Source organism: Ralstonia chuxiongensis (assembly GCF_024158925.1).
Lineage (GTDB): Bacteria > Pseudomonadota > Gammaproteobacteria > Burkholderiales > Burkholderiaceae > Ralstonia > Ralstonia chuxiongensis.
In genome coordinates this window covers 89,071-101,913 of sequence record NZ_JAMYWC010000006.1, presented here as the reverse complement: position 1 = coordinate 101,913, position 12,843 = coordinate 89,071, and the positions used below count along the sequence as shown (strand labels likewise).

The window sequence follows — 12,843 nt, the reverse complement described above, 5'->3', positions numbered from 1 at the left end:
CGGCGCATCGCCAGAGAACAGCCGCCATGCGCAGAATCACGCCGCCTCGTCCGTGGAAAGTGCAACGGCGTCGAGTTCGTGCATTGCATCTTCCGGCAACGTAATCGCCGCCGCGCCAAGGTTCTCGCGCAGATGGCCGACCGACGAGGTGCCCGGGATCACCAGAATGTTCGGCGACCGCTGCAGCAGCCACGCGAGGGCCGTCTGCATCGGGGTTGCGCCGAGTCGCGTCGCCACATCGTTGAGCGTGGACGATTGCAGCGGGCTGAACCCGCCCAGCGGAAAGTACGGGACATACGCGATGCCGTCGGCGGCCAACGCGTCGATCAGTTCATCGTCGTTTCTGTGGGCGAGGTTGTAGTGATTCTGCACACAAACGATCTCGCAGATCCGCCGTCCTTCCGCAATCTGATTGACCGTGACGTTGCTCAGCCCGATATGCCGCACGAGCCCCTGCCGTTGCAGTTCGGCCAGGGCCGTGAGCGGCGCTTCGATCGATCCTTCGGCTGGGCCATGCGTGTCGAACATGATTCGCAAGTTCACCACGTCCAGAACATCCAGGCCGAGATTGCGCAGGTTGTCGTGCACGGCTTCGGTCAGCGCCTGCGCTGAGAATGCCGGCAGCCACGCGCCCTTGGCGTCGCGCCTAGCGCCGATCTTGGTGACGATGAGCAGATCGTCGCGATAGGGATGCAAGGCGTCGCGAATCAACTGGTTCGTGATGTGCGGGCCGTAGAAGTCGCTCGTGTCGATGTGGTTGACGCCCGAGGCAGCAGCCTCACGCAATACGGCAAGTGCGGCGTCGCGGTCCTTGGGTGGGCCGAAGACGCCTGGGCCCGCGAGCTGCATGGCGCCGTAGCCGAGACGATGCACCTGGTGGCCGCCGATGGAAAACGTGCCGGCCTGAATGATGGGGGACATGGTCACACTCCTGTGTGAAAGACGAGGTGACGGCAGATTAGGCGCAAGCGCGGTGCGCGATAAGTAGACATAATCCGTACGGGCTGTGCGAAAAGGCGAACAATGCAAGTCGATCTGGGTGATCTGAATGCCTTCGTGGCGGTGGCGCAAGCCAAGGGCTTTCGTGAAGGCGCAAGGTTGATGGGCGCGAGCGCATCGGGGCTGAGCGAGGCGGTGCGTCGGCTGGAGACCCAGCTCGGTGTGCGCCTGCTGAACCGAACAACGCGCAGCGTCTCACCAACCGAAGCGGGGCAGCGCCTGCTCACCCGCTTGCGGCCGGCCTTGAGCGAGGTGGAAGCCGCGCTGGACGTGGTCAACAATTTCCGCGAAAGACCGGCCGGCACCCTGAAGCTCAATGTGCCGATGAGCGCCGCACGGCTGGTGCTGCCCGCCATCATCCCGGGCTTTCTTGAGGCTTATCCCGATATCCGGCTGGAGGTCGTTGCCGAGGAAAGCTTTGTTGACATTCTTGCCGCCGGCTGCGACGCGGGCATCCGTTATGACGATCGGCTCGAACAGGACATGATCGCCGTTCCGATCGGGCCGCGAACGCAGCGGTTCGCGACGGCGGCGGCACCCGGCTATCTCGATCGACGCGGCCGCCCCACGCATCCGCGCGACCTGTTGGACCACGCCTGCATGCGCGGGCGGTTTGCGAGCGGCGCCATGCCGCCGTGGGAATTCGAGCGTGACGGTGAAGTGGTCAACGTGGACCCATCTGGCCCGCTGCTCGTCCGCATTGGCGGCGCGACGGATCTCGTTGTGGACGCCGCTGTTGCCGGCGTCGGCGTCGTGCATCTGTACGAAGACTGGCTGCGCCCGCATCTTGCGAGCGGGGCGCTCGAGCCCGTGCTCGAGGATTGGTGGCGGCCGTTCCCTGGTCCGTATCTCTACTACCCCGGACGGCGGCTCGTTCCGGCTCCGCTCCGGGCATTCATCGATTTCATCAAGGCCGGGTCAGGCCAAGATGCAGTCTGAGCTTTAACAACTGGGGCCCTCGCTACGGCGTCACTGCGCCAATACAAGAAAAAACGCCCGCCGGCAGAACCGGTCGGGCGTTCTTTCTTGCGAACAACAGCGGTGTCAGGCGCGTTGCGGCACGGCGCGCGGCGCACGCTTGGTGTCGTGCGCTGGCACGTCGTCATGTACGTGTTCGACTTCATCCAGATAGCGCGTGTGCCAGCCGCTGGCCACGCCCCAGTGGTAGAAGAACAGCGAGAGCACCGCCACGATGCCCATGTCCCAACCGTAGGGAATGTAGCCGTGGCCGCCGAACTCCGTGCTGCCGCAGTACGACAGCGCAGCGATGGTCGGCAGGTAGGCGATCATCCACCACGCGCCCTTGAGTTCCGTCTTGAAGTCGGGCCAGCCGGCCTTGGCCTGGTAGTAGAAGTACACGGGCAGTGCCACCAGCATCAGCACGATGATCTCGCCCGTCAGCGGCCACTTGGCCCAGTACAGGATGAGCGATGCGCACACAAACGCGAACGGCGCGACGAGCGAGAGCCCCGGCAGACGCAGCGGGCGATGCAGTTGCGGCGACGTGCGGCGCAGCGACATCACGCTGATCGGGCCCGTCAGATACGAGATGACGGTGGCTACCGAGATGACAGCAGCCAGCGCGCCCCAGCCACGGAAGAAGAACAGGAAGATGAACGACACCGCCAGGTTGAACCACATGGCCGGACGCGACACGCCAAACAGCGGGTGCACGCGGCCGAAGATGGCCGGCATGGTGTTGTTGCGCTCCATCGCGTAGATCATGCGCGTGGTGGTGGCCATGTACGTGCTGCCGGTGCCTGACGGGCTGACGAAGGCGTCGATGTACAGCACGACGGCCAGCCAGTTCAGGTTCAGCGCAATCGCCAGTTGGGCGAACGGCGAGTGGTAATCAATGCCGTGCCAGCCATTGACGAGCGACTCAGGCGGCACCGCGCCCAGGAAGGCCACCTGCAGCGCCACGTAGATCACCGCAGCCAGCAGGATCGAACCGATCACCGCGATGGGCACGTTGCGGCCCGGATTGCGCGCCTCGCCCGCGAGGTTGATCGGGCTCTGGAAACCGTTGAACGCAAACACGATGCCGCTGGTGGCAATGGCGGTCAGCACTGCGGACCAGCCGTACGGGGCGAACCCTTGACCTGCCACATTCGCGCCCGTGCTCGCGCCAAAGTTGCCCGGGTGGAAGCCTGCTCCAACCAGCGCCACCGCAGTTGCGGCCGGAATGATGAACTTGAAGATCGTGATGGCGTTGTTCGCCTTGGCAAACACCTTCACGCCCCAGTAGTTCAACAGGAAGTACACGACGACGAGCACCGCCGACAGGACCAGCCCCGGCGGCGTCAGCTCACCGTGCTGGAAGAGCGACTGCGCCCAGGGCCACGGCCAACTGCTCATGTACTGGATGGAGGCTTCGGCCTCAATGGGGATGACGGTGACGATGGCGATCCAGTTTGCCCAGGCCGCCACGAAGCCCACCAGTGAGCCATGCGAGTAGCGCGCATAGCGCACCATGCCGCCCGATTCCGGGAACATCGCGCCCAGTTCGGAATACGTCAGGGCAATGGCCAGGATGACGACTGCGCCAATGATCCAGGTGAAGATGGCAGCGGGGCCCGCCACCTTTGCAGCGTGGCCGGCGCCGAACAGCCAGCCGGAGCCGATGATCGAGCCCAGCCCGGTCAGCATCAATGCCCAGGCGCCCAGATTGCGTTGTACGTTTTTTTCCAAGAGGAGTCTCCGCCCCGGCGAGTCGGAAGTTCGACAGGGCATCGCGGTTGCTTACCAGTCCGCTTAGTTCTACCGAGGCGACGCTGTTTGGGCGTCGCCCGCCGTCCCATGTGGTGGGTGTCACCAGCCTAGGACATGCGTGTGCCGGATGATGCGTAGCATCAACCGCACCCGTCCGGCCGCGATGAAAGGCAAAACACGGTGTCTGCCTTCCGGGGGGATTCGCGTATAGTCATCGACGACGTTGTGCGGGGTGCCGCACTTGCCGCCCGATTTCCGGAGCCCGCAATGGGGCGCAATGATAGCGAAATCGTGAGCGGTTGCACCGCCTTTTTCATCGTTCCTCGCAGTTTTTTCTCCCCATGGAGTCCTCTTTCGCCACTTCGGTTGCACCTGCGTCACCTACGCAGTGGCACAGGCGTGTGCTGACGCTGGCGTTTCCCATCGTGCTGGCCAACCTGACGCAGCCGATTCTCTCGGCGGTGGATACCGCCGTGGCTGGGCATCTGCCGGGGCCGGAATACATAGGCGGCGTGGCGCTGGGCGGGGTCTTCTTCAACTTCGTGTTCTGGGGGTTTGGCTTCCTGCGCATGGGCACCACGGGGCTGGTCTCGCAGGCGCACGGTGCGGGCGACACGCAGGCGTTACGCGCGAGCGTGGTGCGCGCGCTGCTGCTGGCATTTGCCATTGGAGCGGCATTGCTGGTGCTGCAGGTGCCGGCGATCCGCATCACGCTGGCGCTGCTTGGTGCGAGCGAATCCGTCACCCGTATGGCCGAGGTGTATTGCCACACGCGCATCTGGTCGGCGCCCTTTGCGCTGGCCAACTACGTGGTGCTCGGCACGCTGCTCGGGCGCCAGCAGGTGCGGCGTGCTTTGCTGCTGCAGGTCTTCATCAACACCGTCAACATGGTGGCAGTGCTGACCCTGGTGCTGGGGGCCGGCATGGGCGTGGGCGGTATTGGCGCGGCAACGGCGCTGGCTGACATTGCCGGGTTTGGGCTCGGCATGCTGCTGCTCTGGCTGCAACGGCCGATGGGTTTGCCGCCGCTTACGCGCACCGAACTGCTCGCCCGCGACGCCTGGCGCCGCCTGATGGGCCTGAACACCGACATCTTCCTGCGCACGCTGTGCCTGCTGGCCGCCTTCGGCTGGTTTGCCCACGCGGGCGCGAAGCAGGGCGATGTGGTGCTGGCGGCCAACGCACTGCTGCTCAACTTCCTGACCTTCATGGCCTACGGGCTGGACGGTTTCGCGCACGCGGCCGAAGCGCTGGTGGGCGCCGCCATGGGCGCGCGGGACCGCACGGCGCTGCGCATGGCGATTCGCGTGTCGACGTTCTGGTCGGTGCTGGGGGCAGGGCTTTTTGCCGCCGTGTACGCGCTGGCGGGCGCCGGCATCATCGGTGTGCTGACCGATCAGCCCGCCGTGCGCGAAGCCGCGCGCCACTATCTGGTGTGGGCGGCGCTGTTGCCGATCGTGTCGGTATGGGGCTTCCAGTTTGACGGCGTGTTCATCGGCGCGACGCGCACACGTGAACTGCTGGTGACGATGGCCGTGGCGGCTGCCGCGTTCTGGGGCTTGTCGGTCACGCTGCAGCCGCTGTGGGGCAACCACGGGCTGTGGTTGTCGATGCTGGGGTTCATGGCGTTGCGCGGGCTGATGCTCGGGGTGCTGCTGCCGCGCGTGTGGCGGGCGCCTCAACTGCAGGCAGCCTAGGCAGCGTCAATCTGCAGCGGCTACTGCGCGTATTCCACCACCAGCAACGCCGTCGCCACCGTTTTGCCGGCGTTTGAAATGGCGTGCTGCACATCCCCCGGGTAGCGTGCCGATTCTCCATGCCGCACCTTCTTCTCACTCGGGCCGGATTGCACGGTCACCGTGCCGCTGAGCACGGAGATGTGCTCCTTCGAGCCCAGCTCGTGCGGCTCTGACGCCAGCACGCCGCCGGGCTGGATCGCCAGTTCATACCATTCAAAGCGCGCCGCCAGGTCCACAGGGCCAAGAATCTTCAATTCGCACTTGCCATCCGGGCTTTTGATGACTGGGATGGAGTGAGCGGGGATGACCGTCACCGCGGGCGCCGCATCGGCCGCGCCTTCGGGCGACAGAAAATCTGCCAGCCCTACGCCAAGCGCGGTGGCCAGGCGCCACAGCACCGCGACGGTCGGGTTGGCCAGATTGCGCTCGACCTGCGAGAGCATGGATTTGGACACGCCTGCGCGCCGCGACAGTTCATCGAGCGACAGCTTGCGCGCCTGGCGCAGCGCTTGCAGCTTGGCACCAACGGCGGGCGGGCCATCGGCGAGGACATCGTTGGCGGGGGCTTGTGCCATCGGTTGGTATCTTGTAAATTGAACGAATTATTCGATATATCGAACATGTTCGATTTATCGATCAACGCAGTCTACAGGAGCAGCACCATGGGGACAACGCAAGCCAATGCTTCCACCGACGCCTTCTACGCGCACATCCGCCGCGAACTGGAGGCGATCGAGGAAGCCGGTCTCTACAAGACCGAGCGCATCATCACCTCGCCGCAGGGCGCGGTGATCCGCACGGCTGACGGCAAGGAGGTCATCAACCTCTGCGCCAACAACTACCTGGGCTTGTCGTCGCACCCGGAGGTGCTGAAGGCTGCGCACGAGGCGCTCGACACGCATGGCTTTGGCCTGAGCTCGGTGCGCTTCATCTGCGGCACGCAAGACCTGCACAAGACGCTGGAAGCGCGGCTGGCGAAGTTTCTCGGCACGGAAGACACGATCCTCTACGGCTCGGCGTTCGACGCCAACGGCGGTTTGTTCGAAACGCTGCTGGGCGCGGAAGACGCCGTCATCAGTGATGAGCTGAACCACGCGTCCATCATCGATGGCATCCGCCTGTGCAAGGCGCAGCGCTATCGCTACAAGCACAACGATCTGGAGGATCTGCGCGCGCAACTGAAGGCGGCCGATGCGGCGGGCGCACGCTTCAAGCTTGTGTTTACCGACGGCGTGTTCTCAATGGACGGCACCATCGCGCGGCTGGATGAAATCCGTGCCATCTGCGATGAGTTCGGTGCGCTGCTGGGCATTGACGAATGCCATGCCACGGGCTTTCTCGGCAAGCGCGGCCGCGGCTCGCACGAACACCGCGGCGTGTTCGGCAAGATCGACATCATTACCGGCACGCTGGGCAAGGGCCTGGGCGGAGCGTCGGGCGGCTTCACGAGCGCGCGCAAGGAAGTGGTGGCGCTGCTGCGCCAGCGCTCGCGGCCGTATCTGTTCTCGAACACAGTGGCGCCGTCCATTGTCGGGGCCTCCATCAAGGTGCTCGATCTGCTGGAAGCCGACACCGCACTGCGCGACAAGCTTGAAGACAGCGCGCTGTATTTCCGCCGCAAGATCGTCGAACTGGGCTTCGATATCAAGCCGGGCGACCATCCCATCGTGCCGATCATGGTGTACGACGCACAGAAGGCGCAGGCATTGTCCAAACGCCTGCTGGAGTTGGGCGTCTACGTGGTTGGTTTCTTCTACCCGGTGGTGCCCAAGGGGCAGGCGCGCATCCGCGTGCAGATCAGCGCCGTGCACGAGCGCGCGCAACTCGATGCGGCGCTCAAGGCGTTTGAAACCGCCGGCAAGGAACTGGGGATCATCTGATGAGCACCGGCACCAGCGCGAATTTTGGAACGGCGCCGCGCATCCTCATCATCGGCGCCAACGGGCAATTGGGGACGGAGCTGGCCGCCGCGCTGGCCGAGCGCTACGGCACTGGCAACGTCGTGACCAGCGACATGGTGCCCCGTGGCCGCCACCCGCAGATTCGCCACGAAACGTTGGATGTGACCGATCGCGGCCAGTTGCGCGAGATCATCGAGCGCCACGGCATCACGCAGATTTATCACCTGGCGGCGGCGCTGTCGGCTGCGGCAGAGCAGTCGCCCACGTGGGGCTGGGCGCTCAACATGAATGGCCTGCTGAATGTGCTGGAGGCCGCGCGCAATCATCAGCTTGAGCGCATCTTCTGGCCCAGCTCGATTGCCGCGTTCGGGCCCACCACGCCTGCGGACAACACGCCGCAGAGCACGATCATGGAGCCCAAGACCGTCTACGGCATTTCCAAGCTGGCCGGCGAGGGCTGGTGCCGCTGGTATTTCGAGCATCACGGCGTGGATGTGCGCAGCCTGCGCTATCCGGGGCTGATCTCGTACAAGACCGCACCGGGCGGCGGCACGACCGACTACGCCATCGACATCTTCCATTCGGCCGTGAAGGGCGAGCGCTATACGTGCTTCCTTGATCACGACGAGGCGCTTCCCATGATGTACATGCCAGACGCCGTGCGCGCCACCATCGAGTTGATGGAGGCCCCGGCCGAGCGCATCACCCAGCGCGGCAGCTACAACCTGGCAGGCGTGAGCTTTACGCCGGAGCAGCTGGCGGCCGAGATCCGCCGGCATCGTCCGTCGTTCGAGGTGGCGTATGCGCCGGATTTCCGCCAGGCGATTGCGGCCAGCTGGCCGAACTCCATCGACGATTCGGTCGCCCGGCGCGACTGGGGCTGGAAGCCCGAATACGGTGTGGCGGAGATGACGACCGACATGCTGCAGAACCTTGCCCACCTGGCTGCACATCCAGCCTAGGCAGCTTCAGTTAGGGGAATTGCGGGCATTGCAGGGCGCTGTTTTGTGTTTCGCTTCGATCGGTTGTGTTCAACAATGCAGCATGGCCATCACTTCTCGTCCCTGCCGCATGTCTTCTTCGACGCCCGACCCCGCGCCGCGTCATCGCGACGATCCGCAGCCCGCCAAGCGCACATGGTGGATGCCGGTACTGCGCATGTCGGTGGCGGCGGGCGCGGTGGGGGTCATTCCGCACACGTCGATTCAACTGCCGTTTGCTGACGGCGCCTGGATGCTGCATATGGCTGCGGGCATCATCTTCATGGTGGGCGCCATCGACAGCCTCTTCCTTTTTGCCATGCGCCATAAGCCCTGAAGGGGCGTATCGGTCATCTATCCGCTGCCGGCCGTGCCGGCAATGTGGCGCCTGCCGCGCTCGCTCGGTAAGTTTTAAAACAGGTTGTAAAAACGTTCAGTGGACAACCGGCGGCATGATCGGGTCGGTCGTCACACGTCGCGAATTCGTAACTGAATCGTTACAGAAATGAAGTGAATTTGCGGCATCGCACCAACCGATATCGCGGCCCGCCAATCCTTTGCCACAGCGGGTTTTGCCCGCCTTCTGCTCGTCACCATTTGTGCCGCAAGTGTAAGCAGATGTTGCGCTGCACGGAGGTGGCCCGATGCTTGCTCTATGTCGTGCGGTCACTCTGCATGTGCAAGGCAGTTCCGCCACCTGCAGAACAGGTTTTTCCAATAAAGCGAATCCGGAACCGGATTGGTCCCCACGGCCCCACGGTCCACACGGCATTCGCACTTCGCTTCTCCAGAGCCGGCGCATAGCTGGCGGCAGGGCGCTTTCTCTCGGACGGTCCCGGGGTTTCGACGGTCATATGCGTGCTCGCCCGCAGCGGCTGGCTTGTGCGCGCCTGACCGGAATCGCTTCACAAGAAAACGAGGAAACCATGAAAGCAGTCCTGCTGGAGAATCATCCGTTGCTACGGGCCGGACTTGCGCAGTTGCTCGCGCATCCCACCCTCGGCCTGGAGGTCGTCGCCCCGGCATTGCCTGCGGGCATCCCTGGCGAACTGCACGCGTTCGATGAGCGAGCCGATCTGCTCGTCATCGGGCTGGACGAGGCCGACGGCCCGGTCAACGCCGGTGAATTCGCTGCCCAATTGCGCGAGGCGATCGCCGCCAGCGAGGCCAGCCGCGTGGTGCTGCTGGCCGCCAGCCTCTCTGCTGAAGAAGCGCACGTCGCCATGACGTGCGGTGTAGACGCCTACTGCGCCAAATCGCAATCGCCGGAAGTCTTGCTGGCCACGCTGCGGCTCGTGCTGGCCGGCGGCCAGTCGTATCCGGCCCTGATACCGCGTGCGGCCAATGCCGCCATGCCGATGCTCTCGCTGGATGCGTCGGAAGCGGCGCAGCGGCTGAATGTGTCTCTGCGGCAGTACGAAGTGCTGGTACTGCTGTCGCGCGGCCATTCCGTCAAGGGTGTCGGCCGCCTGCTGGGCATTTCGGAAGCCACCGTCAAAACGCACGCGTGCACGCTGTATCGACGCCTGAACGTGCGCAACAAGAGCGAAGCGGTGTACGCCGCCATGCGCGTGGGTATTCCACTGGAGCTGCAGGGCGGGGCTGCCGCCACGACCAACGTTGCATCCGCACAGACATCGGTCCAGGTGTCTGGAGATGCGCAAGATGCAGACGTGTTCGTGCAGACCGCCGCACGCACAACGCACCCGCTCCAGCCCAGTGCACCGGCCCGAGACGCGGTGATGGCGTCTTCATCCCCCCAGCCGGGGGCGTCCGACCGGACCACCACGTCGGTGACCGCATCGGGCGCTGAACTGGGCGCCGAATCGCGCTGGGCTGCCATGACGCGAGCCTTTGGGGGCGTGACGCCTGCCAAGCCGATGCGCGCCCCGGTGCGCGCCGCCAACGGTACGGCCCGCCTCGGCTGACTCAGCCCGGTCAGCTCTTCGTGCAACGCGGATGGCGTGCGCCCGCACGCGCCGCCCACTGGACATGACAACAATGACAACCCACGAGCCACTCTCCTGGAGCCTGCCGGCCGAGCGCACCAGCGCGGCCGCGGCATGGCATCCCCGCCGCTGCGCTATTGCCGCCGCCACCGTTGTGGTGGTCGGCACGGTGCCGATGATCGCGCACGCCGCGACCGACGATGCTTCCAACGCGGCCACGCGCCGCTTGATCGATTCGCAACTGACCGCCGCCGCCGCCAAGGGCCCGGCCACGTTTGCATCCACGACCGTCATCGCCGGCGGTGACGACGTGCCGGCGTCTCCGGCCAACACGCTGCTCGTTGCGCAACCGGCGGTGCCGCCCGCAGATTCGTCCGTCACGACATCGCCCGCAGCAACCGCGCCGGCCGCCACGTCGCCGATACCTGCTGTTGAGGCGGCGCCGCCCGCACCGCGGCCCGCATCACCGTCGCCCACGGTGATCCTGCCGCCGGGCGCTCCTGCACCGGATACGGCTGCACAGGCCCCGGCCATGCCTTCAGGCCCGAGCGCTCAAGGGCCCGGCGCGCTCGAACCGCTGCAGGTGTCGCCGGAAGCGGCCAATGCAGCGGCCACCCACGCCGCCGGCAATGCGCCCGACAACGCGCCCGTAGGCGCGATGCCGACCGACCGCCAGGCGTTTCACGACGAGGTCATGCGGGAGTCGCGCGAGGGCGCCGCCACGCTCGCGCAAGAAAACCTGCGCCAGCATCCGGACTGGTTCAAGGAAAGCGAATCGTGGCACGTTGACCATGCCGCCGCCGCGCAGCGCATCCGCTGGGGGCGTCAGCAGTTGAAGGTCATCAACGGGCCGGAGCGCTTCGTCATCATCGATCAGGCTGTGGCCGAAATCGAGGCGCTGCTCAAGAAGGTGCCCGATACGCCGGAAAACGCAGAGTTCCGCCAGCAGATCGTGGCGGACGAAGTGGTGGCGCTCGCTTCGCGCGGGCGGATGAAAGATGCCGTCAAGCGCTACGAAGCCATGTCGCAGACGGGCAAGGTGCCGGCCTACACACGTGTGGCCGCAGGGGATGCCTATGCGTATCTCGATACGCCCGACAAGGCCGCCGATGCTTACGCCCGCGCGCTCAAGGATGCGGGCCCCGGCGAGATCGAAACCGGCGACGTTCAGGAAGGCCTGTTCTACGCCATGCTCGACACCGGCCGCTTTGAAGAGGCTCGCGCGCTGCTCGACAAGATGAAGGCCGACAACCCGGAGTACGTGCGACTGGCGCCCGAAGCCGGTACGCCCAATCCCGATTACTCGCGCATCAAGCGTCTGGAGGCGCAGTACCTGATCCTGACGGGCCGCACGCACCAGGGCATTGCCGAGCTGGACAAGTGGCGGCACGAAGCGCCGTTCGCCGCATCGCTCGTCAGCGCACGTGCCGACGGCGCGATGGTGCAGACCGAGCCGTATCGCTCACGCGACATGTACAAGACGGCGCTTGCCGAGCACCCGGATGACCTGAGCGTGGTAGCAGGCTATGGCCGCGCGTCGCTGGCGGTGGACGATCTGAAGACCGCCAAGAACGTCGCCAACGGGCTGGACGAACGCTTTCCGGAGAACGGCTCAGTGCATGCGCTGCGCAAGGATCTGGACGTCTATCAGAGCCCGCAGCTCATCATCCAGTCGACGGCGGACAAGGGCAATTCGGCGTTCGCCAACAACGAGTACGGTATCGACACCAAGGCCTACAGCGGCCCGTTTGCAGACCACTATCGGCTGTTCTTCCACAACTTTGCGGGCCGTGCGCAGTTTGACGGCGCATCGGAGAGTCGCGTGCGCAACGGCGCGGGCCTGCAGTGGTTCGACACCGGCGTCGAGGTGAACGGCGAGGTGCACCAATCCGTCGGCGCGGCTGGCAAGACCGGCGGCACCCTGGATGCCACGTGGATCCCGAGCGACCACTGGAAGGTGTCGGGCATGGTCACCAACGATGACCTGGAAGTGCCCTACAAGGCGTACCAGGTGGGCGTGACCGGCAAGAGCGTCAGCAGCAACGTTCGCTACACCTGGGACGAAACGCGCTACGCATCGCTCACGTACGGCGTGTCGCGCTACACCGACGACAACCTGCGCCAGCGCGTGGCAGCGAACTTTTACCAGCAGGTGTTCACCTCGCCGCGGCACACCATCGGCGTGTTGTTCGGGGCCGATACCAGCCGCAACACGATGACGGGCCTGAACTACTTCAGCCCATCGCGCGACTACAGCGGCCAAGCCACGGCCATCTGGTCGTGGACGCCCTGGCGCTACGCCGACAAGTCGTTCACGCAGCGCGTGTACCTGACAGGCGGCATGTACAACCAGCAGTCGTTCGGCAGCAGTCCGATGTACGAAGCGCGGCTGGAGCACGTGTGGCAAATCAATCGCAAGACGCAGGTGTCTTACGGCATCGGCTTTGGTCGCCATAGCTACGACGGCCAGCCTGAGAACCGCAAGTTCCTGTACCTGAACCTCAACATTCCGCTGTGATGCCCATGCAAGCTCTCCGACAACCGTCATTGCGACGATTCTTCG

10 protein-coding genes are annotated in these 12,843 nt (G+C 65.0%); 7 read left to right on the top strand and 3 right to left on the bottom strand.

Going from position 1 to position 12,843, the window contains the following annotated elements; translation table 11 throughout:
* Positions 1-36: 36 nt before the first annotated feature.
* Positions 37-921: an aldo/keto reductase family oxidoreductase gene (locus NKG59_RS20090; RefSeq protein ID WP_301288209.1), complete on the bottom strand. Its 885-nt coding sequence runs from the start codon at positions 919-921 to the stop codon at positions 37-39.
* A gap of 102 nt (positions 922-1,023) precedes the next feature.
* Between NKG59_RS20090 and NKG59_RS20085 the strand changes: the two genes are divergently transcribed.
* Entirely contained in the window at positions 1,024-1,938 is a 915-nt protein-coding gene (locus tag NKG59_RS20085) for a LysR family transcriptional regulator (protein ID WP_253540358.1), read from the top strand.
* A 105-nt stretch (positions 1,939-2,043) separates the two neighbouring features.
* On the opposite strand, the gene NKG59_RS20080 is transcribed toward NKG59_RS20085, so the two are convergent.
* A complete protein-coding gene (locus tag NKG59_RS20080; protein ID WP_253540355.1) occupies positions 2,044-3,690 on the bottom strand; it encodes an APC family permease in 1,647 nt (548 codons plus the stop codon).
* Between the two features lie 362 nt (positions 3,691-4,052).
* Between NKG59_RS20080 and NKG59_RS20075 the strand changes: the two genes are divergently transcribed.
* Positions 4,053-5,408, top strand: coding sequence for an MATE family efflux transporter (locus NKG59_RS20075; protein ID WP_253540352.1), 1,356 nt, complete (start codon positions 4,053-4,055; stop codon positions 5,406-5,408).
* 20 nt (positions 5,409-5,428) lie between these two features.
* Here NKG59_RS20075 and NKG59_RS20070 read toward each other — a convergent pair whose 3' ends face one another.
* Positions 5,429-6,025, bottom strand: coding sequence for a helix-turn-helix domain-containing protein (locus NKG59_RS20070; protein ID WP_045205777.1), 597 nt, complete (start codon positions 6,023-6,025; stop codon positions 5,429-5,431).
* An 87-nt stretch (positions 6,026-6,112) separates the two neighbouring features.
* On the opposite strand from NKG59_RS20070, the gene kbl reads away from it, so the two are divergent.
* The 5 genes from kbl to pgaA all read left to right on the top strand — a co-directional run bounded on the left by kbl (position 6,113) and on the right by pgaA (position 12,798).
* Positions 6,113-7,330: a glycine C-acetyltransferase gene (gene kbl, locus NKG59_RS20065; RefSeq protein ID WP_253540349.1), complete on the top strand. Its 1,218-nt coding sequence runs from the start codon at positions 6,113-6,115 to the stop codon at positions 7,328-7,330.
* Positions 7,330-8,313 carry an NAD-dependent epimerase/dehydratase family protein gene (locus NKG59_RS20060; protein ID WP_045205779.1) on the top strand — a complete coding sequence of 328 codons (984 nt, stop codon included), beginning with the start codon at positions 7,330-7,332 and terminating at the stop codon, positions 8,311-8,313. The genes kbl and NKG59_RS20060 overlap by 1 nt, the downstream gene beginning before the upstream one ends.
* A gap of 109 nt (positions 8,314-8,422) precedes the next feature.
* Positions 8,423-8,668: a hypothetical protein gene (locus tag NKG59_RS20055; RefSeq protein ID WP_253540335.1), complete on the top strand. Its 246-nt coding sequence runs from the start codon at positions 8,423-8,425 to the stop codon at positions 8,666-8,668.
* A gap of 589 nt (positions 8,669-9,257) precedes the next feature.
* Positions 9,258-10,259, top strand: a complete 1,002-nt coding sequence (locus tag NKG59_RS20050) for a LuxR C-terminal-related transcriptional regulator (RefSeq protein ID WP_253540332.1) — start codon at positions 9,258-9,260, stop codon at positions 10,257-10,259.
* A 73-nt stretch (positions 10,260-10,332) separates the two neighbouring features.
* Positions 10,333-12,798 carry a poly-beta-1,6 N-acetyl-D-glucosamine export porin PgaA gene (pgaA, locus tag NKG59_RS20045; protein ID WP_253540330.1) on the top strand — a complete coding sequence of 822 codons (2,466 nt, stop codon included), beginning with the start codon at positions 10,333-10,335 and terminating at the stop codon, positions 12,796-12,798.
* The last annotated feature ends 45 nt before the right edge of the window (positions 12,799-12,843 follow it).